Here is a 26,770-nt window from a genome sequence, read left to right on the forward strand (position 1 = left end):
GCCCACAGGGGTCTCCAACGGGAAAGGAGCACCATGTCGCGCACCAAGCTCGCCGACATCGCCGCCGTCGGCGTGGAGCTGGACGAGAGCCGGCTTCTCGGCGTCAGCGGGGGGTTGCCGCCGATCGACACCTGCGGCACTTACATCAACGACGCTTGCTACACCGACGACTGGATCTACTAGCCGCCGAATGACCGCCGGGATCGCCTGACCTCGCGGGTGGGGCGCGGCCGGCCTCTCGCGAGCCAGGCGGCCCGGCGGCCGCCATAGACAGCACGGGCTCCCGGCCGGGCTAGGCCCGGGAGCATCCGGTGCGGGGCGTTCCGGACGCCCCGCACCGGGATCCACCACGAAGGGACCTCGTTGCCTCCCCCTCATGTGCTCGTCCTCACCTACGATCACGAGGACGATCCGCATACCACGCTCGTCCGCGAACACCTCGCCAGGCGCGGGGCGCGCACCACCATCTTCGATCCCCGGCGCTACCCGGTGGCCGGGCAGGTCGATCTGACCTACCGGAGCGGACAGGTTCGCAGGTTCCTGAGCACGTCAGGGGAGACCGTCGACTTGGACGGCCTGGCGGCGCTGTGGCTGCGTCGCCCGATGCCCGTGGAGCCTGACCCCGCCCTCACCGACCCGGCGATCGCGGACTACGTCGCCAAGGAGTGTCAGACTTTTCTTACGGGGCTCTGGGAGCACCTCGGCTGCCCCCAATTCCCTGCCAAGGAGTCGATCCTCCGCCGGGCGGGGCACAAGTCGTTCCAGCTGGCTCTGGCGGCCGAGCTCGGCTTCGTGGTCCCGGAGACAGTGATCACCACGAGCGCGGAGGCCTTCCTTGACTTCCACGACCGGCACGACGGCCAGATCATCACCAAGCCGCTGAACACCCCCTGGGTGCAGGGCTTGGCGGACGGCGGCATGGTCGCGCGATACTGCGAGACGGTCTCCCCCCGCGACGTGGCCTACGCCGACGCGCTACGGTTCTGCCCGATCATTGTGCAGGAGCGGATACCCAAAAGCGTCGAACTGCGGGTCACCGCGGTGGGCGGGCGGGTCTTCGCCGCCGAGATCCACTCCCAGGCGTCCAACCGGTCCCGCCTCGACTGGCGGCGCTACGACATCCAGGCCACCCCGCACCTGGTTCACCGGCTGCCCGACGAGGTCGCCGCCCGATGTCTGGCCCTGCTGAACCGGCTCGATCTGCGGTACGGGGCCATCGACCTGATCCTGACCCCCGAAGGCCGCTACTTCTTCCTGGAGATCAACCCGAACGGCCAGTGGCTCTGGATCGAGAAGCTCACCGGCCTGCCGATCAGCGAGGCTGTCTGCGACGTCCTGCTTGAAGGAGCTTGAGCGTGTCCGTACCGTCTGACCGTCTTCCCGCCTCCCTTCTGATGGACGCGCTGGCCTGTCTCCGCCAGATGACGGACACCCAGCCGGAGGGGGCGAGGAAGCAGCTGGCTCCTCTCCATGACCGCCATCCCGGTGTGCCGATGCGATTGGTGTGGCGTCGCGAACCCGCCGACGGGACGTACCACTACGATCTGTTGATCAGGATGGCGGATGGCACGGTCTCACTGGCCCTCTCCCCGGACCGGGCTCTGCCCTGGCCGCTGCGCGGCAGCCAGCACAGCGGTGACGACATCATCATGCGCATCAACGGGGTCGACACTTCCATGAGCCAGGCGATCTCCATCCTGGATGTGCTCTGGGACGATGTACGGCTGGCCGAACGTCTGGTCAACGCCCGCCTGGTCGAGGAGGAGGTCCACAGCGGCACGGTCGGGCTGACCGATGCCGAGCTCCAGGAGGCCATGGACGCCTTCCGCCGCGCCAAGGGCTTGCTGACCGAGCGGGCCACACTGGAGTGGATGGACCGGCACGGGCTCACCCACGCCGGTCTCGAGGACTTGGTCGCCGGCCAGGCCGCTGCGGCGCGCCTGCGCCGCCGGATCGTGGCGGGGCGCGCCGAGGAGGTCTTCGCCGCCCGTCGTGACGACTTCGACCTGCTGTACATCCTGCGGCTGCGCTATCCGGGAGCCGAGGCCGCGGCGATCGCGGCCGGGCTCCTGCGCGCGGACGACCCTTTTCCCGCAGCCACCCGGGAGGTGCTGGGCGGCGGCGCGACCCTCCAGGTGGAGGGGGTGCGCAGGAAGACCCTCCCGGCCGAGGGTGCCCGGGAGGGCGACGTGCTCGGTCCCTTCCCCTCGGACGGAGGCTTCGCCAGCGCCCGGGTGCTCCACGTCCGGCCGGCGGTGCTCGACGAGGCCGTCCGCCGAACGATTGAGGAGCGGCTCTTCGATGACTGGCTCGCAGAGCGGCGCGCGGAGGCCACCGTCGAGTGGCAGTGGGGCACGGTGGCCAGGACGGAGGCGCTCAACGCCACGCTGAGGGAAGTCCGACCCGAGCTCGCCGGGGGGTGACGGCTGTCCGCGGCACGGTTGGCCTATCTCACCGTCACGCACGCCTTCGTCGCGCTGCGGCTACTCGCTCAGCCAGCCCATCCTGCAGGCGCCTGGTGTCAGACGCCGCACCGGCGAGCCACACCCTGGGTGATGAGACTGTTACAGAACGGCGTAAGCGTTCTGCAAGCGGACCTCAAGCGCGAAGCGGTAATTCTTGGTGGCAGCGATACCTGCCCTAAAGGATTCGTGATGTTGATCCCTTGTTTCGCCTGTGAGTCCCGTTTCCGCCCTGACGAGTATTTCCGCGCCTGCCACGACTACAACCGGGGCATGGATCTGGTCGCCTGGACCTGCCCCCGGTGCGGAAATCAGGACGAGCTGCGGGTCTTCCCCGGAGAGCTGGGATTCGGCTATCCCCGGCGCGGCAGGTTCGACGTCTGCGACCGGGTGCGCGTACCCGGGCTGCGGCGCCGGCGCCAGGACCTGCGACTGGACATCTCGCTGGACGAGGAGATCTGGCGGGTCCCCACCCGGCTGCGGCAGCTGGCAGGGGTGCACTGAGACCGCTCCGGCCCGGAGGAGCCCCCGTGATCCGGGCCGGAGCACTCTCGCGGCGGCTCTCACCTTCAGCGGTCAGGCGGGTTGCTGGCGCAGACTCTGCCAGGCGGCCTCGCAGAGACCCGCTATCTCCTCCTGGGTGGGCTGGTGGGCTCCGGCGAACCACAGGCGGCACATCTCGTTGGCCGGACCGAGCCAGAGCACGTAACACATGGTCGCGTGGACGGGCTGGAGCAGGTCGTTCTTCATGTGCGGCCGCCACCATTCGGAGACCTGCTTGAAGAACGCCCGGCGCGTCTCCGACACCTCGGTGCCGCCCGGCTCGTCACGCTTGGGCGGGCGCTCGCTGATCAGCAGGTGAGCCCGCTCGCGGTTCTCACCGCACCAGGCCATGTGCATCGCGACGATGGCCTCGATGCCCTCCTTCGCACCCTCGTGACGCCGCAGCTCGGCGAGGAACGCCTCCTGGTACATCCGCTGGGTGTCCGCGTAGAGCACGCCGAAAACGTGTTCCTTGCTGACGAAGTGGTGATAGAAACTACCGACGCTGACGCCGCTTTCCGCCCGGAGGCTGGCCAGCGTGGTGGCCGAGACACCGTCCTGGCTGAACCGGCGTAGGGCGCCCTCGATGATCCGGGTACGGCCGTCGCGTCCGCTCTTGGCACTCTTCACAAGGCCAATGGTGCGGCAACAGAACCTTATTCCGCAAATACCCCAGAGACGCCGTGGGCCAGGGAAATCATAACGCCCCAGTCGCCGGGGCGCCCCGGTCCGGGCAGGGGATCCATCGTCGCGACCACCTCGACGGATCCGCCGGAGGCCTTCATCGTCGCCTCCGGCCATGCCCGGCGGACCATCGCGAGCACCCTGCGGTTGTCGCCGAGCACCTCCATCCCCAGCGTCCGGGCCCCTGCGCCCTCAGCCCGGCGGAGCAGCTCGCGGACGAGCCGGGAACCGAGCCCTCGCCCCTGCCACTCGTCGGCCACCACCACCGCTATCTCCAGATCGGTCCCGCTCCCCTTGAAGCTCATCGCGTGGCCGACGACGGCTTCCCCGTGTACGGCGAGCAGCGCGTCCCGTCGCTCGTCCACCGCGAGCAGCGCCCTGACCAGGCTCGTGCTCGGGCGGCTCAGCACGGTGAAGAACCGCTGCACCTGCGTCCGGTTCGACAGTCCCTCAAGGAAGCGGCGGACCCGCTCCTCGTCGTCCACCCGCGCCGGTCGGATCTCGACGGCGTCCCCGGGCGTGGCCCGCACCGGATCGCGGCGCGGTCGCACGAGCTGAGTTCGCATCATAGATCTAGGTTCTCGTCATGCTGCTGGGTATGTCAATTAGACTCAGGTGTCGTTGGAGGTGATGTCATGGCGGCTTACGATGCGGACATGACCGAGGCACCCCTCCGCAACGTGCCCTTCCGGGTGGAAAACTGCTCTATCGAGCGCGCCCTGTCCATCGTCGGTGAAAAGTGGACGTTCCTGGTGATCAGGGAGGCGTTCAGCGGGGTGCGGCGCTTCGCCGACATGCAGACCGCCACGGGAGCGCCCAGGCAGGTGCTCAGCGCCCGGCTGGCCCGGCTGGTGGAGGAAGGGCTGTTGCGCAAGGTCCCCTACCGCGAGCCCGGCCAGCGCCAGCGAGACGAATACCGGCTGACGCAGATGGGGCTGGACCTCTATCCCATCCTGGTGGCGCTGATGCAGTGGGGCGACCGCTATCTCGCCGACCAGGACGGCCCACCCATGATCCTCACCCATCGCGGCTGCGGAGCCCCGATCGAGCAGCACTTCCGCTGCGCCGACGGCCACGAGGTCTCGGGCCCCCGGGAGGTCACCGCGCTTCCCGGACCCGGCTTGCGCCTCAGCGCTGCAACGCGCGCAGGCAGCGCCGGAAGCTGAGCACCGAGATCAGCGCCGTGCCGCTGAGCAGCACCGCGACCGCCGAGGTCCGCACGACGAGATAGGTCTCCGTGGTCTGGCTGAACAGCAGCCACAGGCTCAGCGCCGCGTTGACGAGCTGGGCACAGCCCCACAGCACCGACTGCCCCACGAAAAAGCGGCGCATCCGCGGATGTTCCAGCAGGTGATCGGGGATCGGGACCAGGTCGGTCGCCACCCGCTGCACCAGTGGCCGCCGCAGCGTCGCGGTGAGCAGGAAGCCCATGCTCGCGCAGAACACCCCCAGGCAGGGCTGGAGGAAGAACAGGATCGGGCTCCCCGTCACCCCGGCCAGCACCGCCCGCACCGTGATCGTCCCGGCCGCCAGCAGCATCGTGCCGGGCACCGGCCTGCGCCTGACCAGCCGCCAGACCACTCCGCCGTAAACCCAGACCACCGCCACGGCGAGCGCGCCGTACAGACCGAAGAACACCAGCCCGGCGTAGAAGACGGCGACCGGGAGGATCATGCCCTCCAGCACCCGGGGAGCGGCATGCCGCAGCAGAGCCCCGAGGCGGGGGAATGCGATCGGAACCGCGGGGGGCGTCAGGAGCAGAGTCATCAGGGGCGGGCTCCGGAGGTGGCGGAACGTTCCGGGGGACGGATCCATCCGACCGTACGGGATGCCCGGAGTGTCCGGCGGACTTTCCATGACTTCGACGATCGAGCGGTTCGGAGCACCCTACTACGTCGAAAGACGCACTCGAAGGACAGGGCGGTGCCCACGGTGCCTACCCTTGGGAGCGTGTACCGGTTCCTTCTGACTCCCCGCTGGGTCGCGCTCCACATCGTGGTGCTGCTGGTCATCCCCGCCTTCGTCTTCCTGGGCCGGTGGCAGTTCGGGCGTTATGAGGAGCGGTCCACCACCAGCGACCAGACCACCAGCAACCTGGCGGCCGCCCCCGTGCCCGTGGAGAAGCTGACCACGCCCGGCGGCAGCGTGCGCGAGCAAGACAAATACCGCACCGTGACGGCCACCGGAACGTTCGACGCGGCCCACCAGCTCCTGGTCCGCCGCCGCACCCAGGACAGCGTGGTCGGCTTCTACGTGCTCACCCCGCTGGACACCGGCAACGGCCAGGCGGTGCTGGTGAACCGGGGCTGGGTCAGGTCGGGAGCCACGGCGGACGCCCTTCCCGAGGTCCCAGCGCCGAGTCCGGGCAAGGTGACTGTCACCGGCCGGCTACGCCCTAGAGAGACCGAGGAGTCCTCGGGCATCCGGAACCGTGAGGGCCTTCCCCCGGGGCAGGTCCTGCTGATCGACACCGAGGCGATCGGGCGCGGCCTGCCGTACAAGCTCTTCGGCGGATACGTGGAGCTGACCGCGCAGGCGCCCAAGGCCGCCGCCGCACCGGCGCCGGTGCCCGAACCGGACGTCGGCGAAGGCGGCGGGCTCAACCTGGCGTACGGCGTGCAGTGGTGGCTGTTCATCGGGATCGCGATCGGCGGCTGGGCGCTGCTGATCCGCAGGGAGGCCGCGGACCTCAGGGCCGAGGCGGACAGGAAAGGGACCCAGCCCGTCGACGCCTGATCCGAGGCCTGCGACGCACCGGCCGGTGGCGTCTAACCGAGAACCAGCCTCACGAGTGCGCCGACGCCCAGCGCGGCGAACCCGGCGAGGATGGACAGGCCGATCGACATCAGGCATCCCTGCCCGCCGGTCAGCCTCCCCTTCGGCACGGGCCGCTCTCCGGCCCCGGACCAGAGGGACCGGGGTTCGAGCAGCAGGAAGAGAATCGCGCCGATCTGCCCGACGGTGAACAGCCAGAACCACGCCCAGCGGTTGCCCAGCCGGGGCACCGAACCAAGCATGATCAGAAAAGTGACCACCCACGCCGCACCGATCACCCAGGCGCCCCTGGGCAAGGGCGCCTCGAACGGCCAGTCGGGAATGATCCCCCCGCGGTTGGTGCGGCCGTCCATCTGGACCGGCTCCACGGAGAGCCCGCTGACCTCCCTCCAGAACTCCTCGGAGGTGTAGGCCCGCGAACCGTCGCCGAGCGACAGCACGTCGATCTCGTGCCAGTTCAGCGGGCCCTCGGCCCATCGCAGGGAGCGGACATTCCCGTCCTCCACCCGGTAGCGGATGTCGGAGACATGGCCGGCCGCCACGGCGGCGCGGAACTCGGCCGGCGTCCGCGGAGAGGGAGACAGGCTCAGCGCGACGACGAGGGCACCCCAGAGCAGGACCAGCAGCAACACGATCCGGACGGCGAGTCCGCCGATCCGGGCGGCGCGCCGCCAGCCGTCCTTCCCCTCACCTGGATGCGGGATCACGCTTTCTTTACTACCTCATCGTCGAAACTTTGCGATTCCATGACGGGGGCGACGGGCGCCGGTGAGCGTGAAGAGAGCCTCTGACGCCCCTTTACCGGCCGCCACGCCTCGGTAGGTTGGAGCGCGTGATCCGGCATATCGAGTTCGCGCGGCTGCATAATTTCCGGGACGTGGGGGGTTACGCCACCGAAGACGGGCGGGAGGTGCGCTGGCGGCGGCTCTACCGGTCGGGCTCGCTGCACTGGCTCGCCGACGACGACCTCGACCGTTTTCACACGCTCGGCGTTCGGACGGTGATCGACCTGCGTCACCCCGAGGAGATCGAGCGACGAGGCCGGGCGCCGCACGGGCCGCGCTACCACAACCTCGCGGTCGAGCACCGGCTCTGGAACGTCCAAGAGGACTACCACCCGGATGCCGGGGTCGCCCGGTTTCTGGCCGACCGCTACCACGAGGTGGCCCACGACGGGAAAGCTGAGCTCAGGAGCGCCCTGGAGGTGATCGCCGAGGCGGACAACGCGCCGGTGGTGATCCACTGCGCGGTGGGCAAGGACCGCACGGGGGTGCTCACGGCCCTGATCCTGCGGCTGCTCTCGGTGGCGGAGGACGACGTGATCGCCGACTACGCGCTGACCGGGCTGGCCACGCCCCGGATGATCGCCTCCTGGCAGGAGGAGCATCCGGGCGAGCCTGTGCCGTGGCCGGGGTTCGGCCAGGCGCCCGCCGAAGCGATGCGGTTGTTCCTGACCGAACTCGGCTCGGTTCGCGACTACTGCCTGCGAACGCTGGAGTTAGACAAAGAGGTCATACAAACTCTTCAGGATCATCTTTTGAAAAATCCCAATATTTAGACGATCTCAGGGTAGGAAGATCCCTCAGGGCCCGCCACGAGCAGCACCCTCCCGGCGGGCCCGCCCCCCGGGGTCGTTGCCTTCCCCCGACGGCGACCCCGGGCCTGTCGCGGCGGACAGAGATACCAAGCGGAGACCTCGCAGCTTGATGAGTGTTATGCCAGCGACGTACGGTTTACCGCGTGACTACGCCGCTGCTGCCCGATCCCGAGCCAAGGCGGCGGGACTATGTGATCGTTTCAGCCGACGACCACCTGATCGAGCCGCCCGACATGTTCGAGGACCGGCTCCCCGAGAAATACGCCGATCTCGCCCCCAAGGTGGTGGAGACCGACTCCGGTCACCAGGTCTGGCGATACGGCGGGGCCACCTACCCCTGCGCCGGGCTCGACGTGGGCGCCGGCCTGCCGCGCGAGCAGTGGACGCTCGACCCGGTGCGGTTCGAGCACATGCGGCCGGGCTGCCACGACATCGAGGCCCGGATCGAAGACATGGACCGCGCCGGAGTCTGGGCGGCGCTGTGCTTCCCCGGCATGCTGGCCCTGCAGTCAGGGATGGTCTTCGCCAAAACCCGTGACCAGGAGCTGGGCCTGGCGGTCCTGCGGGCGTGGAACGACTGGCACGTGGAGGTCTGGGCGGGCACCTACCCGGAGCGGATCATCGCCCTGCAGCTTCCCTGGCTGACCGATCCCGAGATCGCGGCCAAGGAGATCCGGGACAACGCGGCCCGCGGCTTCAAGGCCGTGCTCTTCCCCGAGTTCCCCACGCGGCTGCGCCTGCCGTCCATCCACAGCGACCACTGGGACCCGTTCTTCCAGGCCTGCGAGGAGACCGGCACCGTCGTCTGCCTGCACGCGGGCGCCGCCTCCTGGGCCCCGGTGCCGTCCCCGGACACCCCCATCGAGGCGATCACCACGTTGATGCCGACGAGTGCCATGTTCGCCTGCGCCGACTGGCTCTGGTCGGGTGTGCCGCTGCGCTTCCCCGCGCTGCGGATCCTGATCGTGGAGGGCGGCGTGGGCTGGCTGCCGATGCTGGCCGAGCGGGCCGACTACGCGCTGGACCACCCGGTCGCGGGCGAGGCCTCCTGGGAGGGCGGCCTGAAGCCCAGCGAGGTCCTGCGCCGCAACTTCTTCTTCGGCACGCTCAACGACCACGCCCTGTCGGGGGTGCGCCTCGCCGTGGGGCTGGAGCACGTCCTGCTGGAGAGCGGCTATCCCCACTCCGACTCCACCTGGCCCGACACGCAGCAGGCCGTCGCGGCGAGCCTGGGCAGCCTGCCGCCCGCCGACATCGCCAGGGTGGCCTACGGCAACGCCGCCCGCCTGTTCGGCCACCCGTTGCCGTCTCGGGCCTGGCTCAGGATGGAACAGCTGTGACGCGCCTGCGCTCCCAGTCGACGTAGCGCCCGCTCTCGCCGAGCAGCGAGCCCGTCAGCCACAGGAAGACGCCGAAGTCGTCGGCCACCCCGATGAGCACCAGGAAGTCCGGAATGACATCGATCGGCGAGATCATATAGAGCACGCCGAGACCCATCAGGGTCAGCTTGCTCCTGCCCATCCCGGGATACCGCCCGCGCGCCACCGCGCCGATCATCCGTGGAATGGCCCGCAGGCGGGTGCCGAGACCGGGGGAGCCCGGCGTGGTCACCTGCTTGTACGTCCGCCAGGCCTGTGCCGCACGCGCCGCCTTCGCCATGGGGGAACCTCCTCGGGAGCACGTTCGTCTGGCGGCGTCCTACCCCGCCATCTCACGATATAACGCGTGCCCTCCGCACGAGGTTCCCACACGCCGGAGACGGTCACCTCCCGCCGGGGGCCAGATCCCGTACGGCCTGCGCGACCGAGACCCCGCCGATGGGGATCGGGGCGAGCACCGGGGTGTTCAGCCCGCTGTCCACATACTCCTGGATCCTGGCCCGGCACGTCTCGGCGTCTCCGTGCACGATGAGCGCGTCCACGACCTCGTCCGGGATCGCCTTGAGCGCCGCCTTCCGGTCACCGGCCGCCCAGGCCTCGTGCATCGGCCGCAACACCTCGCCGCGTCCCAGCCAGTCGTGGAAGGCCGCGTAGACAGGGACGGTGAGATATCCGGCGAGCATCCGACGGCCGAGCTCACGCACCCTGTCGGCGTCCTCGCTCACGCACACGAAGAGCCTGGCGATCAGCTCGGTGTCCGGCGCGATCTCGGCCCTGACCTTCCGCACGTCCTGCGGCGAGAGCCAGTTGGTGATCGCGCCGTCGGCCTCGGCCGCGGCCAGCCGGAGCATGCGGGGCCGCAGCGCGGCGAGCACGATCTTCGGCGGAACCTCGGGAGCGCGCTCCAACCTGAAGCCCTTGATCTCGAACGTCTCGTATTTCTCGGTGACCTTCTCCCCCGCGAGGGCCCTCTTCAGGAAGCGCAGGGTGTCTCTGGTCCTCGCGAACGGCTTGGCGAACTCACCGGCGTTCCAGCTCTCGACGATGACCGGGGAGGAGGCCCCGATGCCCAGGACGAACCGGTGGGGGGCGAGGTCGGCGAGAGTGGCGGCGGACATGGCCAGCAGGCCGGGGCCCCGGGTGGAGACGGGGACGATCGCGCTGCCGAGCCGTACGCCGGGAGCCCATCCGGCGGACAGGGCCAGCGGCACGAAGCCGTCGACGCCGTTGACCTCGGCGGACCAGACGTCGGTGTAGCCGAGTTCGGGCAGCTCGGCGATCAGCTCCCTGGACTCGGCCAGCGTGCGGTCGTGGAAGGGGATCGTCATCCCCCAGCGTGCGCCGGTAGCCATCGTGCCGCCTCCCTGTCCAGAACCAAATTCTGATTCAGCTTGCCGCACCCGCCCGGGGCGCCGTCAATAGGCCGAACATGCCAACCGGACGGTATGCGCGCCGGAACGATCTTTACGGTACGGTCGTTTACCCCTTCATCACCATGCGTTAGGTGTTAGAACGTTTAAGTGATGATGAAGCGGCGAGGCAAGCAACGACGTGGATCACTGGGCGCGGCGGTTCTGGCGAGCTGTGTGGCCGCGCCCGTGCTGGCCGGACTGGCGGGCGGTGCGGCGTCGGCCGCCGACCTGGGCGAGGGCCCAGGCGCGAAAACGGCCCTCAGAGCGCTCTCGAAGCCGGGACATCCGGTGGCCCTCAGAGCGACCTCCACGTCGGGATACGGGCTGGATCCCACCCTTCCCGAGCCGGAGCCGGGATACCCTCCCCCTCCCGAGCCGGGATATCCGACGTCGCCGTATCCGACGCCGGTGGAGCCGGGATACCCCACGCCCAAGCCGCCTCCGGAGACTCCGAAACCGCCCACGCCCCGGCCCACGGTGGTTCCACCCGCCGAACCACCCCCGCCGCGGCCCCGCCCGGCCGTCGCCCCGCCGAAGGTCGTCACGCCGAGCCCCTCCCGGTCCCCCGAACCCCGGCCGGTGGTGCCGTCCGCCTCTCCCCGCGTCATGAACAGGCAGTCGGTGCTGGACCGCTACGCCGAACGGCGCCGGGGCACCGATCGCAAACTGGTCATCCTGATGGTCTTCACCGGCGTGATCGCGGTCAGCGCGGCCCCCGCGCTGAGCGGCAGGTCCCGCCGATAGCGACCGGACACGCGAAGACCCGCCGGTGGACGGGCTCGGATGAGCTCCAGCGGCGGGTCTTCGCGTGATTCGTATGATTCGCGTGATCGGGAAGGGCCGGTCAGTCGGCGGGAAGCCGCAGCGGGAACTGGGTGTCGATCTGGTCGTACTGCTTCTGCACGTCCCTGAAGGCGCTGGAATCGACCGCGCCGAGGCCGTTGAACGGATGGCTGATCAGGATGATGAAGGCGATACCGATGAGGACCACGCTCGCCCGGACCGCGTCACCGATGATCGAGGGGCGTGTGGGCTTCACCCCGAGGGTCCAGGGCAACGCGATCACCAGCAGCCCGGAGATGATCATCGAGATCACGAAGATGCTCTCCAGGCCCGCATCGGCGTCGTCGGCGCGGACCGCACGCGCGTGGGCGACCTCGGAGGCCCGGCTGATCGCGTCTTGCTGGAGGCTCTTGTTCGCGTCACCTACCGGCCGCAGGCGGATCGTCGCGGCGCGCATGTCCTCAAGGATCCTCCCGGGGATCGGGGACATCTCACCCTCGGCCATCAGCGGCCAGTCGAGAGCGGCGCTCTGCGCGGAGTATTCCCGGATCTGGGTCCGGACCGGCGCCGCCTCGGGGATCGGCGCCACCGACCAGTACATCTCGGTGAGCGTCTCCACCTCGGCCTGGACATCGGTCCGCGACGTCGCCAGCGCGTCCCGGCAAAGCACCGCGGCATAGGCCAGCACCAGCAGATAGACGGCGAGGGCGAGGTTGGCGGAGAAGTCCACCGACGCCGCTCCCTGGCCTTCGTCTCCCTTTCCCTTTCGCCTGAGCATGAGAAGCGCGATCAGCGTGATCGCGACCGTCGCGATCACCAGCACGGTCACCCAGCCCATGAGACCCCCTCGAACTCGCCACCAAAGTAACTACCGAGGGTAATGTGTTCGTTACGCTAATTCTCGTGGTTCGGAACGGACTTCACATGCGAAGTTCGTGAACCCCCGCGATGAAATCCCTGGCAATACCCCGCAAACCCGGCAGATGGGAGAGCCCGACCAGCCGATCCACCAGCGGAACGATGAGCTCGATGAATCGATAGGTCCGCCGGCAGCCCTCCGAGGTGTCGTGCACCCAGAACAGCACGACGCCCATCGACATCAACCAGAGCAGCTCGGGCAGCTCGGCCCTGAGGTCGGCGTCCATCCGGTCCGCCGACCCCTCCACCACCCTGCGGTAGATCGCGATCGACGAGTCCCGCGCGGGCGACGACTCGGCACTGAACGGGCTGAGCGGATTGCTCGGCTCCGCCGCGTGCTTGAAGAACTTCACCGCGAACTCGTGGTACGGCTCGGAGACCCGCACCCACTCCCGCAGCACCCCGCCGAGCCGCAGCGCGAAGGAGCGCTCGGTGGCCAGCAACTCCTCGCAGGCGGCCTCGTGCTCGGCTTGCGCCCGGTCGTAGTACGCCTGGATCAGGGCTTCCTTGGAGGCGAAGTAGTAGTAGGCGTTGCCCACGGAGACCCCCGCCTCGGAGGCAATGGCCCGCATAGTGGTGGCCTCGTATCCCCGCTCGCGAAACAGCCGCAAAGCGGTTTCGACGATGACTTCGCGGGTCTTGTCTGATCTCCGGTTTCTCTGGGTCGGCTCGGCCACGTTCGTCACTGTACGACTCACGACCCCGTTAGGTCATCGAGCCGCACGGTGATCACCGCCACAGGGCAAAATCCGATCGGCCGGAGGGGTCATACCGGTTCGAATGTGGGATTGATCCTTTTGGTGGAAGGGCTCCCGTGACAAGGGATAAATGATGGGGAAACGCCCCTGCGCGCAGAGAGCGGCCAGGCTTACCGCCGGAACACTGCTGGCTCTGCAGATATCGATCATCGCGCTGGCCTCGGACGGCACCGCCGCGGCCGAGGCGGCGCGCTTAGCCACCGTCATCATGGTCGTGAACTCGCCCGCGGTGGCCTGGCCCTACGGGGCCCGGACCGCCACGGCGGCCCGGACCTCGCCCATCGCCATCCTGGGCGCGGCCCGGCGCTACGTGCGGGCCCTGTACCGGCGGGCGACGGCGACCCGCACGGGAGCGGGGGCGGGAGCAGGAGCTGGGGCAGGGGCGGGGGCAGGAGCAAAGGCGGAGGCGGAGGCCAGGCGCCGCCTGCCGGTACGGCTCAGCCAGGGGCAGGCCGCGAGCCAGCTGAGGGAGGCCGGCCTGTCCTGGAAGTCATCCGGGAGATGCAACAACCGCGAAGTGAGGACCTGCACCTCGCTGGAGGCCGTACGGGCGGCCACCGTGGCCAAAGTGATCGCGCTGAAGCGCCGCAGCGACTGCCCGGTGGTCATCACCGGCGGCACCGAGACCGGCCACGCTCCCGGCCGCTACAGCCACTACCGGGGCTACAAGCTGGATATAAAGCCCAACAACTGCATTAATCACTACATCACGCACACGCACGGCTTCGACCGCATCCGCGGCGACGGAGCCCCTCTCTACCGGTCCTCACGGACCATCTACGCCCGCGAACCCGACCACTGGGACATTCTCTTCCGCTGAACACCGCAGACGTCCCCACGGACCAGCGGACGCCCCCACGGACCATCTGAGGCTGTCTGGGCCATCTGAGGTCGTCTGGGGTCACCTGGGATCACCTGGGGCCGTCTGGAGCGCTTGGGGCCGCTGAAAGCCTTCTCTCACCCGCACGGACTCGCACCGGCTCGACCACGCACGCGCGGCACCGGCAGACACCGGCACGGTGATTCACCGCACGCCGTGACACCGGCACGGCGTGCTTGCCGTACGGCGGCGCCGAACGCCGCCGTACGGCGAAAAGACGCTCCCCGCCCCACGTCGGGGAGACGAACCCACGCGGGAGTCGCGCGGAAATTACGCGAACTCGGCCGCGACCAGCTCGGCGATCTCGGCCGCGTTCAGGGCCGCGCCCTTGCGGAGGTTATCCCCGCAGACGAACAGGTCGAGGGTGCTGGGGAAGTCGAGCGCCTGGCGGACCCGGCCCACGTAGGTCGGGTCGGTGCCGACGACGTCGATCGGGGTCGGGAAGACGCCGTTGGCCGGGTCGTCCATGACGACCACGGTCGGGGCGGCCTCCAGGACCCGGTGCGCGTCGGCGACGGTGATCTCGCGCTCGAAGGTCGCGTGCACGGCCAGCGAGTGGGTCGTGATCACCGGGACGCGGACACAGGTCGCCGAGACCTTCAGGTCGTCGATCCCGAGGATCTTCCGGGACTCGTTGCGGAGCTTGATCTCCTCGGAGGCCCAGCCGTCGTCCTTGAGCGAGCCCGCCCACGGCACCACGTTGAACGCCATCGGCGCGGGGAACGGCGACTCGCTGTCACCCAGCTTGTTCTGCAGGGCCTTGCGCACGTCACCGGCGGTCTGGCCGACCGTACGGTCGCCCGCGAGAGCCTCGACCTCGTCGTAGAGGCGGGCCGGACCGGCCACGCCCGCACCGGAGACCGCCTGGTAGGAGGCGACCACCAGCTCGCGCAGGCCGTACTGCTCGTGGAGCGCGCCCATCGCGGCCATCATCGACAGCGTGGTGCAGTTGGGGGTGGAGATGATGCCCAGCGGCCGGTTGCGCACGGCCTCGGGGTTGACCTCCGGCACGACCAGCGGAACCTCGGGGTTCATCCGGAAGGTGCCCGACTTGTCGATGGCGACCGCCCCGCGCTCGGCGGCGATCGGCACCCACACGGCGGAGACCTCGTCCGGCACGTCGAAGATGGCGATGTCGACGCCGTCGAAGACCTCGGGGGTCAGCTCCTGGACGACCACGTCCTCCCCGCGGACCTGCAGGACCTTGCCGGCCGAACGGGCGGACGCGACGAGCTTGATCTCGCCGTAGACGTCCTCCCGGCTGGAGATGATGTCGCGCATGACGGTGCCCACGGCACCGGTCGCACCGATCAGAGCAAGAGTGGGCTTGCGGCTCATCGCCCGGTACCTCCGTAAACCACGGCTTCAACCTGGTCGGCGTCGAGATCGAACGCGCGGTGCGCGGCCGCGACCGCGGCATCCACCTCGTCCTGCCCGACGATCACCGAGATGCGGATCTCCGAGGTGGAGATCATCTCGATGTTCACCCCCGCGTTGGCGAGGGCGGCGAAGAACGTCGCGGTGACGCCGGGGTGCGAGCGCATGCCCGCGCCGATCAGCGACACCTTCCCGATCTGGTCGTCGAAGAGCAGCGATTCGTAGCCGATGTCTTCCTGGATCTTCTTCAGCGCGGTGAGCGCCGTGGAGCCGTCGCTCGCGGGCAGCGTGAAGGAGATGTCCGTCCGGCCCGTCGCCGCCGCCGACACGTTCTGCACGATCATGTCGATGTTGACTTCGGCCTCGGCCAGCGTTTTGAAGATCATGGCAGCCTCGCCGACCTTGTCGGGAACCCCGACAACGGTGATCTTGGCCTCGCTCCGGTCGTGCGCGACGCCGGAGATGATCGGCTGCTCCATCTCTGTTCCTTCACTGTTGGGGTCGGAGACGACCCACGTGCCTTCCTTGGCGCTGAACGAGCTTCTGACGTGGATCGGCAGGTTGAAGCGGCGAGCGTACTCGACGCAGCGCAGATGCAGGACCTTCGCGCCGCAGGCCGCCATCTCCAGCATCTCCTCGTAGGAGATCTTGGGGATCTTGCGGGCGGCCGGGACGATGCGCGGGTCCGCGGTGAAAACGCCGTCCACATCGGTGTAGATCTCACACACGTCGGCGTTCAGGGCGGCGGCGAGCGCGACGGCGGTCGTGTCCGTACCGCCCCGGCCGAGTGTGGTGATGTCCTTGGTGTCCTGGGAGACACCCTGGAATCCGGCCACGATGGCGATCTGACCGTCGTCGATGGCCTCGCGGATCCGGCCGGGGGTCACATCGATGATGCGAGCGCGCCCATGGGAGGAGGTGGTGATCACACCGGCCTGCGAACCGGTGAACGAGCGCGCCTCGTAGCCGAGGTTGGCGATCGCCATCGCCAGCAGCGCCATGGAGATCCGCTCACCTGCGGTCAGCAGCATGTCGAGCTCGCGACCCGGCGGCAGCGGCGAGACCTGCTGGGCGAGGTCCAGCAACTCGTCCGTCGTGTCGCCCATCGCGGAGACCGCCACGACGACATCGTTGCCGGCTTTTTTCGTCGCGACGATCCGCTGGGCGACCCGCTTGATGCAGGACGCGTCGGCGACGGACGAACCACCGTACTTTTGAACAACGAGCGCCACGAGATGTCTCCGAAGCAATCTAGGGCTGTGGAGCTCTCAGTCTACTGGCGCTCTGGTAAGCATCTTTGGTTTAGCCCAGCATGTGGACGATCACACCGTTGTACGCTCTTCTGCCACGTCAAGTCGCGTATGCGCGACAAGGGCCTGAAGAGCGCGCATGGCTGCTCCGGCGTGGTTACCCCAGGTGTTGAAGTAGGAGTACTGCCACCACCACAGAGCTTCCAGGGGCCGGCCCGCCCTGTAGTGCCGGAGGCCGTGGATGAGATCGGCGGCCACGGCGGTCAGGTCGTCCGACAACCGGTACGCGGTGACCGAGGTGTCCTTGTACGGGTCGAAAACCTCGGCGTAGTCGTCCACCGGGCCCAGTCGCTCGGCGAGAGCCGTACGGACGCCGTCGACGTCCGGGTCCTCGCTCAGATGCGGCTCCCAGTTGCCGGCCAGGATCACGTCCTGGCTGGCGCCGAGCTGCGCGCCCGCGGAGCTGACCTGCGCCACCTCCACCAGCAGCAGCGGCAGGATGGCGTCACCGCCCTCACCGCCCGCCAGCCGGGTCACGCCGTAGATGTAGTTTTCCGCGTGCCCCGCGATCCGGTCGGCGAGAGCACTCCACGCGTCGTCAGACATCCAGCAGCCTCCTTCCTTCGAACGCGCGGCCCAAGGTGACCTCGTCGGCATATTCGAGGTCACCGCCTACCGGCAGGCCGCTGGCCAGTCGTGTGACTCTCAGACCCATCGGTTTCACCAGACGGGCGAGATAGGTCGCCGTCGCCTCTCCCTCGAGGTTCGGGTCCGTGGCAAGGATCAACTCGGTCACCTGGCCGTCGGCCAGGCGCGTCATCAGCTCGCGGATGCGCAGGTCGTCGGGGCCGATTCCGTCGATCGGGCTGATCGCCCCGCCGAGCACGTGGTAGCGGCCCCGGAACTCGCGGGTCTTCTCGATCGCCACCACGTCCTTGGACTCCTCGACGACGCAGATGACGTGGGAGTCACGCCGGGTGTCACGGCAGATCCGGCACTCCTCCTCGGCTGCGACGTTTCCGCAGATCCGGCAGAAGCGAACCTTCTCCTTGACTTCCAGCAACGCGTGAGCGAGGCGCTTCACATCGGCCGGCTCCGCGGCCAGCAGATGGAAGGCGATTCGTTGTGCGCTCTTCGGACCGACGCCGGGCAGCATGCCCAGCTCGTCGATCAGGTTTTGAACGACCCCTTCGTACATGGCTCAGAATCCGGGCAACTGTCCGAGCCCGCCTCCGCCGCCCAGCCCCTGTGCGAGCGGGCCGAGTTTCTCCTGCTGGAGGTCGGCGGCCGCGCGAACGGCATCCCTGATGGCCGCGATGACCAGATCGGCGATGGTGTCGGCCGTCTCCTGCGGATCACCCGGGTCGACCGCCTCCGGGCTGATCTTCAACTCAAGCAGCTCGCCTCCGCCGTTGACCGTGGCCACGACCAGTCCGCCGCCCGCAGATCCCTCGACCTCCGCGTCGTTCAGCTCCTGCTGGGCGCTCACAAGCTGCTGCTGCATGAGCTGTGCCTGCTCCAGCAGCTGCTGCAGGTTTACATCCCCTGGGTTCACTGTCGTGTGCTCCTCGTCCATGACATCAGTCGTCACGAGCCTACGGGGTTCCGGCCAGGTCTTGTACTGGCACGAGCACGTGTTCCCAGTGAGCAGGGTTGATCGGGTCCCGGCCCCCCTCCAGACGTCCGGGACCCGACGTCACACGCAACGGAGCGGCCGCATGCGACTGCGTGTGATCCGAAGGTAACCGAAGTCACGTTGCACACACGTTGCGTTCGCCCAATCACCCTTCGCGTCCCTGTTTGGCCGAATGGGTTGCGAGCGAGGCTTTCACCACCGATGCTTCGGCCATTGGCTCCATCCCTGGGAGTGGCACATGTCCGACAGCCACCTGAGAGCCGTCCCGGTCCCGGATCTGGACGCCTACTCGGTACGGCTGCGCCACCTGCACGAGGCCGTGCTGAGCGGCGAGCCTCCCGCCGGCGAGGCTCCACGGAGTCTGATCTCCGCGTCGTGGCGGCGCTCCATGGACGCCGGCATCGACCCCGAGACCAGATCGGCCCCGCCCGCCTTCGACTCCCAGGACCTCCGGGAGATCCGATCGGCTCATCCCATGAACGCGCTGCTGCCGCTCGTCACCGGAACGCTTCTGGAGGCCGCCGACGCGAGCGCGCACATCCTGATCGTCGCCGACGCCGACGGCCGGGTCCTCTGGCGCGACGGCAACCACCAGGTGATGAACCGGGCCGACGAGGTGGGCCTGGCGGACGGCTTCCACTGGGGAGAAAGCGCGATCGGGACCAACGGCATGGGCACCGCGCTCGCGGCCCGGCGGCCGGTCCACATCTTCTCCGCCGAGCACATGGTCAGGGTGCTCCACGTCTGGTCCTGCTCCGCCGCGCCGATCGTCGACCCGGACAGCGGTGACGTGCTCGGCTGCATCGACATCAGCGGCACCATGCGCGCCCTGCATCCGGCGACCGTCGCCCTCGTCGAGACCACCGCGCGCCTGGCCGAGAGCCACCTCGCGCTGCGCATGCGCGAGCGCGACGACCGGCTCCGGGCCCGTCACGACCGGCATCTGAGAGCGCTGCACGGCGAGCCGGGCGCCCTCGTCACCACGACCGGGCGCGTCATCGCCGGTGATCAGGCACAGCGGTGGGGTTCTCGCATCCGCCTGCCCGAGTCGGGCGGCCAGGTCATCCTTCCCGACGGCCGGACCGCCTTCCTCGATCCGCTCGACGGCGCCTTCCTGCTCCGCCTCTCCGGCCGGCAGCGCGTGCCCGTGCTCGGTCTTTCCTTCCTCGGCGCCGAGCATCCCTCCGTCCAGCTCGACGGAGTCCACGTCCCGCTGTCCCAGCGTCACGCCGAGATCCTCACGCTGCTCGCCCTCAACCCCCACGGCATGACGACCGGCCAGCTCTCCTTCCACCTGTACGGCGACGAGGGCAACCCGGTGACCGTCCGCGCGGAGATCCATCGTCTCCGCGCCCAGCTCGGTCCCACCGTCGCCGCCAAGCCGTACCGCCTGACCTGCACGGTCGAGGCCGACTTCCTCGACCTCAAGCGCCTGCTCGCCGCCGAGGACACCGCTCCGATCGCCCGCGCCTACCGCGGTCCGCTGCTTCCCCGTTCCGAGGCCCCCGCCATCCGCCGCGAACGTGAGGAGCTCGAAGGCCAGGTCCGTGCCCGCCTCCTGCTGAAGGGCGGTCCCGACGACCTGTGGGCCTACGCGGAGACCGAATACGCCAAGAACGACATCCACATCCTGGAGCGCCTCGTCGCCATGCTCCCCCCGGACGACCATCGCGCCGTGGCCGCGCGGATCCGGCTCGCCGCCCTCGACCTGGCATAGCCGCCGCCGGTACGGCGCGGCGGCAAGCCAGCTGTCAGGTGCGCACCGGTACGGCGCGGCGGCGAGCCAGCTGTCAGGTGTGGTCGATCTCGCCGATGACCTGGCCGCCGAGCTCACGCTGGATGAGAGCCATGCCGGTGAGCGCGTCGACGTCGGCGTCCGCGTCGTTCAGCGGGTCGACCTCGTCGACGTCGGTGGCGGGCTTACGGCCCGGCACCGCGTCCGGCCAGGCCGGCTTGTTGCCACCCCCGGCCCTGGGGCCCGCCTGAGCGGCGGCCTTGGCCGCCGAGCGGGCCGCGGCGAGACCGGGGGCCGGGGTGAGACCGGAGGCTGGGGCGGGAGGCGTGCCGGGGTCGTCGGGAAGCGGTGCGTCCGGCCAGGACTCGTCGGTGACGGACGGAGCCTGGCGGGCTGGGGTTTCCTGAGCAGCCGGAGCCATCGGAGCGGCCGGAGCCACCGGAGGCGCCGCAGCCACCGGAGACGCCGGAACGGGCGTGGGGTCCGGCCTCGGGGCGGCCTCCTGACGCGGCGGAGCCGGAGGCTGGGGCGGCGCGGCCATGGGACGGGCTCCCCCAGCCGGGGCAGGCCCGCCACCTCCGCCGACGACGGCCTCGACCTTCCAATTGCCGCCCAGCACGTCCTGCAGCGCCGCCGCGACCACCGTGTCCTTGCCGCCGCCGGTGAAGTTCTTCATCGCGCCGACCTGGGCGAATCCCAGGGTGACGATATTGCCCTCGACCCCGACGACCTGGGCGTTGGTGTTCACGTTCGCCCAGACGACGATGCTGCGTTGCTTGAGCGCGCCGAGCACCTGCGGCCATGCCTGCTGGAGCGCGCCGGCTCCGGAACCGGCGACCGGCGCGACCGGAGCGGCCGCCGGAACGCCGGAAGCCTGGGGATGGGGCTGGGGGTCGGAAACCGGGCCGCCAGGCCTGGCCGCAGCGGGCCAGTCGTCCCGCTGGGGACGGGACTGCTCGGGGGAAGCGGCGGGAGCCGTACCGGCGGGTGCCATACCGGTCATACCCGTTACGGAAGCCGTACCGGTCGCAGGTGCCCCGCCCGGCGAGGGCGCGGCCTGGATCACCGGAGGAACCGCCTGGATCGCCGGAGCGGCGGCCGGGATGACCGGAGCAGCAACCGGAGCAGCGACCGGGGCCGCGTAGGCCGCGGGAGCCGCCACCACGCCGCCCTTCTCCAGCCGCTCCAGCCTGGCCAGCAGCGCCGCCTCGCCCTGCGCGGCCCCCGGAAGCAGCGTCCTGGCGCACATGAGCTCCAGCAGCAGCCGGGGCGAGGCCGCGCCACGCATCTCGGTCAGACCGGCGTTGAAGATCTCCGCGGCGCGGGTCAGCTCGGCCGGGCCCATCGACGCGGCCTGCGCCTGAAGCCGCTCCAGCTCGTCGGCGGGCCGGTCGAGCAGGCCGCTGGTGGCCGCCTCAGGCACGTTGGCCAGGATCACCAGATCCCGGAACCGCTCCAGCAGATCCATGGCGAACCGGCGGGGGTCATGGCCTCCGTCGATCACCCTGTTCACGGTCTGGAACACCTGGGCGCCGTCGCGGCTCGCGAAGGCGGCGATCACGTCGTCAAGCAGGTCACCGTCGGTGTAGCCCAGCAAGGAGACCGCGCGCGCGTAGGTGATGCCCGCCTCGTCGGAACCGGCGAACAGCTGGTCGAGGATCGACAGCGAGTCACGGGCCGAACCCGCGCCCGCCCGGATCACCAGCGGCAGCGCGGCGGGCTCGAACGGGACGTTCTCGGAGGTGAGAATCTCCTCCATGAGCGCGCGCAGCGCCGCGGGCGGGATCAGCCGGAAGGGATAGTGGTGGGTCCGGGACTTGATCGTCCCGATGACCTTCTCGGGCTCGGTGGTCGCGAAGACGAACTTCAGGTGCGGAGGAGGCTCTTCGACGAGTTTGAGCAGCGCGTTGAAACCCTCACGGGTCACCATGTGCGCCTCGTCGATGATGTAGATCTTGTAGCGCGCCGAAACAGGCGCGAAGAAGGCCCGCTCACGCAGGTCACGGGCGTCGTCCACGCCACCGTGCGAGGCGGCGTCGATCTCGATGACATCGAGGTGGCCGGGGCCGGTGGGGGCCAGCGCCACACAGGACTCGCACTCCCCGCACGGGTCGGGGGTCGGGCCCTTCTCGCAGTTCAGTGAGCGGGCCAGGATCCGGGCGCTGGACGTCTTGCCGCACCCTCGGGGCCCGCTGAACAGATAGGCGTGGTTGATCCGGCCGCTCCGCAGCGCCTGCCGCAGCGGCTCGGTGACGTGCTCCTGCCCCTTGACCTCGGCGAAGGTCCCGGGCCGGTACTTGCGGTAAAGCGCAAGACTCATGCGACGATCCCACCTGCGAGGGGTTCTGAAACGAAGAGACCCCTCGCACACCCGCCAGAGCCTGCTTATCCTTGCTGCCTTCCGGCCCTGGGGAGGTTCACAGGATGACGCCGCGCGAGGGGTCCTGGCACAGTCTATCCCCTGATTTGAGTGTTCGGCGTAGCGAATATGTGGTCTACGCACTCCCGAAAGTTCGGTAAGCTTCTCGGCGGAGGATTCGCCTAGTTGGCCTAGGGCGCACGCTTGGAAAGCGTGTTGGGGGCAACCCCTCAGGAGTTCGAATCTCCTATCCTCCGCGCTTGGTTGAGCAGCAAGAACGCGAAAGGCCCGGACCTATCCAGCCGGGCCTTTCGCGTTCTGTGGTTTCGGCCGCCCCTTCATCGCCGCGCCGGGCCACGGTTTCATTGCCACGCCGGGCCGCGGAGCGGTCCTCTGAACGGACCTCCCTCAACGAATCGGCGCAGGCTCCTGGCGAACGCCTGGGCCTCCTCGGGCGGCCAGGTGCCCAGGAAGGCGGCGATCTGGTCCGCGAGACGCCGCATCAGCCCGACCGTCTCGGTGCCGCACATACGGCTGCTGTCCGGATGGGTGCCCGTCGATGATCGTGCCTACGATCGCGCGTGGCAGGTGCAGGAGGCGCTGACCAAGCGCGGACAGCACCGGGGTGCCGGGCCGGTGGATCTCGTCGTGGCGGCCACGGCGGAACTGCAGGGTCTGACCTTGTTGCACCGAGACCGTGATTTCGAATGCGTTGGGCTGTCACCGGGCAGGCGCTCCAGTGATACGGGCCCGCGAGCGGCAAGTAGCGGCGGAGCTCGACGGCGACGCCCGTCCGGCGCCCCGCTTCGATGACCGACGAAGATCGCGCTCGCCGTCCCGCGCCGGAGTCTTCGCATGCCACAGGCACAGGCGGGGACACTCAAAGAGTGTCCGGTCCTCCCGAGGGCAGTGGAGGGTCCCAAGCGGATCGAAGGGACGTCGGCGATGGACTTCAAAGACGATGCCCAGTTGGACAGCTCGCAGGTCGAGAGCGGCGGCCGGGGAAGAATTCCCGGAGGTGGGCTCGCGGTCGGCGGTGGTGCGGCCGGGATTCTCGTGCTCATCGTGGCGCTGATATTCGGGATCAACCCCGGCGACATCACGGGGAGCGAACCGGCACCGGTCGGATCAGGCTCCGACCTGGGCGCGAAATGTAGAACCGGCCTGGACGCCGACCAGAACGAGGAGTGCCGGGTGGTCGGTGTGGTGAACAGCATCCAGGATTACTGGCCCACGGTCGTGCAGGGCTACGAACCGGCCAAGACCGTCATGTTCTCCGGCGTGGTGAACACCGCCTGCGGCACCGCCGACTCCTCGGTCGGCCCGTTCTACTGCCCGGCCGACCGCCGGGTCTATCTGGACCTGAGTTTCTTCGACCAGCTCCAGAGCCGGTTCGGGGCCAAGGGCGGGCCGTTCGCCCAGGCGTACGTCATCGGGCACGAGTACGGCCACCACGTGCAGAACCTGCTCGGCACCAACGCCAGGGCCCAGGACGGCAGGCAGGGCCCGCGGAGCGGCTCGGTCCGGCTGGAGCTGCAGGCCGACTGCTACGCCGGTGCCTGGGCGAAGAACGCCTACGAGACCGGCTTGTTCGAGAAGCCGTTCACCAGGACGGACATCGAGGAGGCGCTCAGCGCGGCGGCGGCCGTGGGCGACGACAGCATCCAGAAGCGCACCCAGGGCCGGATCAACCCCGAGGGCTTCACTCACGGAACATCAGCGCAGCGTGTCAGGTGGTTCACCACTGGCTACCAGACTGGCGACCCTCGCAGATGCGACACGTTCTCCGGGGCCATCTGAGTGACCGCCGACCGACGATAAAGGTGCAAGAGCAGGCAAAGAGTCCGAATTCTCTCTTAAACTATACAGTGTGATCTTTAAGTTGATCGGCGATGGACGGCCCTACCCAGAACACGGCCTCTCGCATCGCGAGTGGGCGCAGATACCGCCACGGCAGGTCCGGCTCGACACGCTGATCACCACGAAGGCGGTGCTGGACCTGCACTCCCTCCTCGCGAAGGACTCCACGTTCTACGGTGACCTGTTCCCGCACGTGGTCCAGTGGCGCGGCGACCTCTACCTGGAAGACGGACTGCACCGCGCCCTGCGCTCGGCACTGCACCAGCGCTCGTTCCTCCACGCCCGGGTGCTGGAACTCCCGGACAGCTAGCCCTGCCAGCCCTCCGGCGCTTTCCAGGGATTCCGCTTTTTGGGATGGGTCCTGTCGCGGCCTTCGAGTATCAGACCTGGATAGATCTCCAGGCCTCCACAGTCGCTTCGGCGATGGCCTCGATGTGCTGTCCGTATGCCAGATGCCCATCAGACACGAAGCTGCCGTCCCTGAACGGCAACCCGCAGAACGTAGCGCGGAAGTGCCTGGGAGGTCCGCCTGGTGGGAGCGGCTCGTATGCCGCCAATGGCGCCATGTCGTAGCTCGACTGTGCCCTGTGCTTGTTCCGCGCCACCTGATGAGCCGCTACGCGAAGCATCGCGTCAAGGCCCTTGTCCACGTAGAGCTGCAGCTGACGGAATTGACCGTCAAGGTACTTCTCGCGAGCGCGGGAAGGATGCTGCAGGAGATACGCACAGACCACAGGCGCGTGCCAGCTGTACATCTGAGGATCGGCCTGCTCTTCAGAGAGGATGGCGTGGTAATAGTCCACACATGCGCCCAGCGGGCCGGCAATTGCGCCGCAGTCGCACTGACCGCTGACGGGGCTCTCTGTCATGACCTGCAACATAGGTGGCCAGCAACAGCTTTGTCGACGGGATTTCGGCACCGGTGAGGTCGTCGTCTGCCAGCGGCGCGTTCTGCGGCAAGGTGGTCGAACCATGGTCCTCCGTGTGCTCAGTTCGGCTCCGGGGCACCGGTGAGGTACGCCGTGACGTTTCCCTGGTCAGAGTCGACCATGTACTGAGGGAGGACCTCCAGGCGGAAGGCCGATCGAGTGAAGTACCTCTCGATGAAGGCGTCCATTCCCTCTTCATCGAACATCGGCGAAGACCTCCGCGAGCAGTTCGGTCGCATCATCACTGTTTCGCCGGGGAAATCGGTTGGCGACCCGGGAGGAAGCATCCGCACTCGACCTCATGCCAGGCGTGCCGGTGGTCCGGGTTCTGCGGACGGTTTACGACTCCGGGAAACGACCCCTGGAGGTTCAGGAGTCGATCGTGGCCGCAGACAGCCACGAGTTCCGATACGAGGTGAAGATGCGGTGACGCTCACCATCGGCGCCTGCCTGTCCCTCTCGGGGAAGCATGCCCGGTTCGGCACGCAGGCCCGGCTCGGCCTGGAGGTCTGGCACGCCTCGAACGGCGCGCTGGACCTGGTGATCGAGGACGACCGGAGCGACCCCGCAGTCCTGCAGGCATCGCTCCGCGGACTATCGGATCGATGCGACATCCTGCTCGGCCCGTACTCGACCCAGCTGATGCGGAAGGCCGGCGACATCGCCGCCGAACTCGGCCGCCTGATCTGGAACCACGGCGGGTCAGGTGACGACGTCGAGGCGGCCCACCCTGGACACATCGTCTCAGTTTTGACGCCTGCCAGCCGATACGCAGAGCCGTTCCTACGGCATCTGGCCGGCGCCGAGGCGCTCCCCGTGCGAATCGTCCACGGCGAGGGCAGCTTCGGCCGGCAGGTGGCAGCCGGCGCCGAGGCGATCGCTCGCTCCCTCGGTATCGACACGGTCCTGCTCGGCCCCGGGGACGACCTACCGCAGACAGCCGGGGAAGCGTGGGCCCTCTTTTGTGCCGGCGCCTTCGAGGAGGACGTCGAAACGATCAAGCGAGCCAGGGCGTTGCCCATGCCACCGCGGACGGTGTGCGCTGTGGCAGCAGGCGTTCGTGAATTCGGCCAAGCGCTCGATGACCCTCGCGGCGTCTACGGGGTCGGGCAGTGGTTTCCCGGCACCGGAAGTCCGGCAGAGTTGGGTATCGAGGAGCCCGACTTTCTGGCTGCCTATCAGGATCGCGCCGGAGTGCTCCCCGACTATCCAGCCGTTCAGGCGGCGGCCTCCGCGGCCATCGCGACCCACTGCGCGACAGCGGCCGGCGGTACGGGGCGCGACGCCTTGTGGTCGGCGGCCGCGGCGCTGACGACGAACACGCTGTTCGGCGCCTTCAAGATCGACCCACACACCGGTGTACAGCTCGGCCACCAGGCGGCGCTCGTCAGGTGGGGGTCCGACGGGCTCGCGGCGGTCTGAAGTTCAGCGGT

At 68.9% G+C, this 26,770-nt stretch carries 33 protein-coding genes, 1 tRNA gene and 1 other RNA gene; 17 read left to right on the plus strand and 18 right to left on the minus strand.

Annotated elements, in window-relative coordinates; genetic code table 11:
* Positions 1-33: 33 nt before the first annotated feature.
* The 4 genes from ACFY2X_RS03850 to ACFY2X_RS03865 all read left to right on the plus strand — a co-directional run bounded on the left by ACFY2X_RS03850 (position 34) and on the right by ACFY2X_RS03865 (position 2,966).
* Positions 34-183 carry a hypothetical protein gene (locus ACFY2X_RS03850; protein WP_389931871.1) on the plus strand — a complete coding sequence of 50 codons (150 nt, stop codon included), beginning with the start codon at positions 34-36 and terminating at the stop codon, positions 181-183.
* Between the two features lie 180 nt (positions 184-363).
* The gene (locus ACFY2X_RS03855; RefSeq protein ID WP_389931874.1) at positions 364-1,353 is read left to right on the plus strand and encodes an MvdC/MvdD family ATP grasp protein; all 990 of its coding nucleotides are present in this window, start codon (positions 364-366) and stop codon (positions 1,351-1,353) included.
* Between the two features lie 2 nt (positions 1,354-1,355).
* Positions 1,356-2,423 carry a TIGR04500 family putative peptide maturation system protein gene (locus ACFY2X_RS03860; RefSeq protein WP_389931876.1) on the plus strand — a complete coding sequence of 356 codons (1,068 nt, stop codon included), beginning with the start codon at positions 1,356-1,358 and terminating at the stop codon, positions 2,421-2,423.
* A 231-nt stretch (positions 2,424-2,654) separates the two neighbouring features.
* Complete coding sequence (locus tag ACFY2X_RS03865) at positions 2,655-2,966, plus strand: hypothetical protein (RefSeq protein WP_389931879.1); 312 nt, start codon at positions 2,655-2,657, stop codon at positions 2,964-2,966.
* A gap of 72 nt (positions 2,967-3,038) precedes the next feature.
* On the opposite strand, the gene ACFY2X_RS03870 is transcribed toward ACFY2X_RS03865, so the two are convergent.
* Positions 3,039-3,635: a TetR/AcrR family transcriptional regulator gene (locus ACFY2X_RS03870; protein ID WP_389931881.1), complete on the minus strand. Its 597-nt coding sequence runs from the start codon at positions 3,633-3,635 to the stop codon at positions 3,039-3,041.
* Between the two features lie 26 nt (positions 3,636-3,661).
* Positions 3,662-4,258 carry a GNAT family N-acetyltransferase gene (locus tag ACFY2X_RS03875; protein ID WP_389931883.1) on the minus strand — a complete coding sequence of 199 codons (597 nt, stop codon included), beginning with the start codon at positions 4,256-4,258 and terminating at the stop codon, positions 3,662-3,664.
* A gap of 87 nt (positions 4,259-4,345) precedes the next feature.
* On the opposite strand from ACFY2X_RS03875, the gene ACFY2X_RS03880 reads away from it, so the two are divergent.
* The gene (locus ACFY2X_RS03880) at positions 4,346-4,855 is read left to right on the plus strand and encodes a winged helix-turn-helix transcriptional regulator (RefSeq protein ID WP_389931885.1); all 510 of its coding nucleotides are present in this window, start codon (positions 4,346-4,348) and stop codon (positions 4,853-4,855) included.
* Here the strand turns inward: ACFY2X_RS03880 and ACFY2X_RS03885 are convergent.
* Positions 4,818-5,456, minus strand: coding sequence for a VC0807 family protein (locus ACFY2X_RS03885; protein ID WP_389931887.1), 639 nt, complete (start codon positions 5,454-5,456; stop codon positions 4,818-4,820). The genes ACFY2X_RS03880 and ACFY2X_RS03885 overlap by 38 nt on opposite strands.
* A 183-nt stretch (positions 5,457-5,639) precedes the next feature.
* Here ACFY2X_RS03885 and ACFY2X_RS03890 point away from each other — a divergent pair, with 183 nt between their 5' ends.
* Complete coding sequence (locus ACFY2X_RS03890) at positions 5,640-6,425, plus strand: SURF1 family protein (protein WP_389931889.1); 786 nt, start codon at positions 5,640-5,642, stop codon at positions 6,423-6,425.
* A 32-nt stretch (positions 6,426-6,457) separates the two neighbouring features.
* On the opposite strand, the gene ACFY2X_RS03895 is transcribed toward ACFY2X_RS03890, so the two are convergent.
* Positions 6,458-7,171: a hypothetical protein gene (locus ACFY2X_RS03895; RefSeq protein WP_389931891.1), complete on the minus strand. Its 714-nt coding sequence runs from the start codon at positions 7,169-7,171 to the stop codon at positions 6,458-6,460.
* A gap of 125 nt (positions 7,172-7,296) precedes the next feature.
* Here ACFY2X_RS03895 and ACFY2X_RS03900 point away from each other — a divergent pair, with 125 nt between their 5' ends.
* Both ACFY2X_RS03900 and ACFY2X_RS03905 read left to right on the plus strand, forming a co-directional pair.
* Positions 7,297-8,022, plus strand: a complete 726-nt coding sequence (locus ACFY2X_RS03900) for a tyrosine-protein phosphatase (protein ID WP_389931893.1) — start codon at positions 7,297-7,299, stop codon at positions 8,020-8,022.
* 182 nt (positions 8,023-8,204) lie between these two features.
* Positions 8,205-9,401 carry an amidohydrolase family protein gene (locus ACFY2X_RS03905; RefSeq protein ID WP_389931894.1) on the plus strand — a complete coding sequence of 399 codons (1,197 nt, stop codon included), beginning with the start codon at positions 8,205-8,207 and terminating at the stop codon, positions 9,399-9,401.
* On the opposite strand, the gene ACFY2X_RS03910 is transcribed toward ACFY2X_RS03905, so the two are convergent.
* Both ACFY2X_RS03910 and ACFY2X_RS03915 read right to left on the minus strand, forming a co-directional pair.
* Positions 9,382-9,720: a YkvA family protein gene (locus tag ACFY2X_RS03910; RefSeq protein ID WP_389931896.1), complete on the minus strand. Its 339-nt coding sequence runs from the start codon at positions 9,718-9,720 to the stop codon at positions 9,382-9,384. The genes ACFY2X_RS03905 and ACFY2X_RS03910 overlap by 20 nt on opposite strands.
* Before the next feature lie 103 nt (positions 9,721-9,823).
* The gene (locus tag ACFY2X_RS03915) at positions 9,824-10,792 is read right to left on the minus strand and encodes an LLM class F420-dependent oxidoreductase (RefSeq protein WP_389931898.1); all 969 of its coding nucleotides are present in this window, start codon (positions 10,790-10,792) and stop codon (positions 9,824-9,826) included.
* 171 nt (positions 10,793-10,963) lie between these two features.
* Between ACFY2X_RS03915 and ACFY2X_RS03920 the strand changes: the two genes are divergently transcribed.
* Positions 10,964-11,596: a hypothetical protein gene (locus ACFY2X_RS03920; RefSeq protein WP_389931900.1), complete on the plus strand. Its 633-nt coding sequence runs from the start codon at positions 10,964-10,966 to the stop codon at positions 11,594-11,596.
* Between the two features lie 100 nt (positions 11,597-11,696).
* Here the strand turns inward: ACFY2X_RS03920 and ACFY2X_RS03925 are convergent, their stop codons facing one another.
* Both ACFY2X_RS03925 and ACFY2X_RS03930 read right to left on the minus strand, forming a co-directional pair.
* Positions 11,697-12,473: a hypothetical protein gene (locus ACFY2X_RS03925; protein ID WP_389931902.1), complete on the minus strand. Its 777-nt coding sequence runs from the start codon at positions 12,471-12,473 to the stop codon at positions 11,697-11,699.
* 82 nt (positions 12,474-12,555) lie between these two features.
* Positions 12,556-13,230, minus strand: a complete 675-nt coding sequence (locus tag ACFY2X_RS03930; protein WP_389931904.1) for a TetR family transcriptional regulator — start codon at positions 13,228-13,230, stop codon at positions 12,556-12,558.
* Between the two features lie 154 nt (positions 13,231-13,384).
* Between ACFY2X_RS03930 and ACFY2X_RS03935 the strand changes: the two genes are divergently transcribed.
* Positions 13,385-14,131: a hypothetical protein gene (locus tag ACFY2X_RS03935; RefSeq protein ID WP_389931906.1), complete on the plus strand. Its 747-nt coding sequence runs from the start codon at positions 13,385-13,387 to the stop codon at positions 14,129-14,131.
* A 330-nt stretch (positions 14,132-14,461) separates the two neighbouring features.
* Here ACFY2X_RS03935 and ACFY2X_RS03940 read toward each other — a convergent pair whose 3' ends face one another.
* The 5 genes from ACFY2X_RS03940 to ACFY2X_RS03960 form a co-directional block, all read right to left on the minus strand.
* Positions 14,462-15,529 carry an aspartate-semialdehyde dehydrogenase gene (locus ACFY2X_RS03940; protein ID WP_389931909.1) on the minus strand — a complete coding sequence of 356 codons (1,068 nt, stop codon included), beginning with the start codon at positions 15,527-15,529 and terminating at the stop codon, positions 14,462-14,464.
* Positions 15,526-16,800, minus strand: coding sequence for an aspartate kinase (locus ACFY2X_RS03945; RefSeq protein WP_389931911.1), 1,275 nt, complete (start codon positions 16,798-16,800; stop codon positions 15,526-15,528). Before ACFY2X_RS03945 ends, ACFY2X_RS03940 begins: the two co-directional genes overlap by 4 nt.
* A 90-nt stretch (positions 16,801-16,890) precedes the next feature.
* Positions 16,891-17,424: a DUF5063 domain-containing protein gene (locus ACFY2X_RS03950; protein ID WP_389931913.1), complete on the minus strand. Its 534-nt coding sequence runs from the start codon at positions 17,422-17,424 to the stop codon at positions 16,891-16,893.
* Positions 17,417-18,016, minus strand: a complete 600-nt coding sequence (gene recR, locus ACFY2X_RS03955; RefSeq protein WP_389931915.1) for a recombination mediator RecR — start codon at positions 18,014-18,016, stop codon at positions 17,417-17,419. The genes ACFY2X_RS03950 and recR overlap by 8 nt, the downstream gene beginning before the upstream one ends.
* Before the next feature lie 3 nt (positions 18,017-18,019).
* The gene (locus tag ACFY2X_RS03960) at positions 18,020-18,373 is read right to left on the minus strand and encodes a YbaB/EbfC family nucleoid-associated protein (protein WP_329087916.1); all 354 of its coding nucleotides are present in this window, start codon (positions 18,371-18,373) and stop codon (positions 18,020-18,022) included.
* A 319-nt stretch (positions 18,374-18,692) separates the two neighbouring features.
* On the opposite strand from ACFY2X_RS03960, the gene ACFY2X_RS03965 reads away from it, so the two are divergent.
* A complete protein-coding gene (locus ACFY2X_RS03965) occupies positions 18,693-20,171 on the plus strand; it encodes a GAF domain-containing protein (protein WP_389931917.1) in 1,479 nt (492 codons plus the stop codon).
* Positions 20,172-20,244: 73 nt separating this feature from the next.
* Here the strand turns inward: ACFY2X_RS03965 and ACFY2X_RS03970 are convergent, their stop codons facing one another.
* Together ACFY2X_RS03970 and ffs are read right to left on the minus strand one after the other, a co-directional pair.
* Positions 20,245-22,509, minus strand: coding sequence for a DNA polymerase III subunit gamma and tau (locus ACFY2X_RS03970; protein WP_389931919.1), 2,265 nt, complete (start codon positions 22,507-22,509; stop codon positions 20,245-20,247).
* A gap of 31 nt (positions 22,510-22,540) precedes the next feature.
* Positions 22,541-22,636: signal recognition particle sRNA small type (gene ffs, locus ACFY2X_RS03975), an RNA gene on the minus strand.
* A gap of 83 nt (positions 22,637-22,719) precedes the next feature.
* Here ffs and ACFY2X_RS03980 point away from each other — a divergent pair.
* Positions 22,720-22,805 (plus strand) — tRNA-Ser (locus ACFY2X_RS03980).
* 105 nt (positions 22,806-22,910) lie between these two features.
* Here ACFY2X_RS03980 and ACFY2X_RS03985 read toward each other — a convergent pair.
* Positions 22,911-23,051, minus strand: a complete 141-nt coding sequence (locus ACFY2X_RS03985; RefSeq protein ID WP_389932360.1) for a hypothetical protein — start codon at positions 23,049-23,051, stop codon at positions 22,911-22,913.
* A gap of 46 nt (positions 23,052-23,097) precedes the next feature.
* On the opposite strand from ACFY2X_RS03985, the gene ACFY2X_RS03990 reads away from it, so the two are divergent.
* The 3 genes from ACFY2X_RS03990 to ACFY2X_RS04000 all read left to right on the plus strand — a co-directional run bounded on the left by ACFY2X_RS03990 (position 23,098) and on the right by ACFY2X_RS04000 (position 24,718).
* Entirely contained in the window at positions 23,098-23,361 is a 264-nt protein-coding gene (locus ACFY2X_RS03990) for a PIN domain-containing protein (protein ID WP_389932337.1), read from the plus strand.
* Between the two features lie 132 nt (positions 23,362-23,493).
* Entirely contained in the window at positions 23,494-24,348 is an 855-nt protein-coding gene (locus ACFY2X_RS03995; RefSeq protein WP_389931921.1) for a neutral zinc metallopeptidase, read from the plus strand.
* 70 nt (positions 24,349-24,418) lie between these two features.
* Complete coding sequence (locus tag ACFY2X_RS04000) at positions 24,419-24,718, plus strand: type II toxin-antitoxin system VapB family antitoxin (RefSeq protein WP_389931923.1); 300 nt, start codon at positions 24,419-24,421, stop codon at positions 24,716-24,718.
* A gap of 70 nt (positions 24,719-24,788) precedes the next feature.
* Here the strand turns inward: ACFY2X_RS04000 and ACFY2X_RS04005 are convergent, their stop codons facing one another.
* The gene (locus tag ACFY2X_RS04005; protein ID WP_389931925.1) at positions 24,789-25,277 is read right to left on the minus strand and encodes a DUF5946 family protein; all 489 of its coding nucleotides are present in this window, start codon (positions 25,275-25,277) and stop codon (positions 24,789-24,791) included.
* Between the two features lie 119 nt (positions 25,278-25,396).
* Positions 25,397-25,543 (minus strand): DUF6879 family protein, encoded by a 147-nt coding sequence (locus tag ACFY2X_RS04010; RefSeq protein WP_389931927.1) that lies wholly within the window; start codon positions 25,541-25,543, stop codon positions 25,397-25,399.
* Between the two features lie 59 nt (positions 25,544-25,602).
* Here ACFY2X_RS04010 and ACFY2X_RS04015 point away from each other — a divergent pair, with 59 nt between their 5' ends.
* Positions 25,603-25,767 (plus strand): UTRA domain-containing protein, encoded by a 165-nt coding sequence (locus ACFY2X_RS04015; RefSeq protein ID WP_389931929.1) that lies wholly within the window; start codon positions 25,603-25,605, stop codon positions 25,765-25,767.
* The gene (locus ACFY2X_RS04020; RefSeq protein WP_389931931.1) at positions 25,764-26,759 is read left to right on the plus strand and encodes an ABC transporter substrate-binding protein; all 996 of its coding nucleotides are present in this window, start codon (positions 25,764-25,766) and stop codon (positions 26,757-26,759) included. Before ACFY2X_RS04015 ends, ACFY2X_RS04020 begins: the two co-directional genes overlap by 4 nt.
* The last annotated feature ends 11 nt before the right edge of the window (positions 26,760-26,770 follow it).

The sequence above is a fragment of the Streptosporangium sp. NPDC000396 genome (genome assembly GCF_042898655.1).
Taxonomy (GTDB): domain Bacteria; phylum Actinomycetota; class Actinomycetes; order Streptosporangiales; family Streptosporangiaceae; genus Streptosporangium.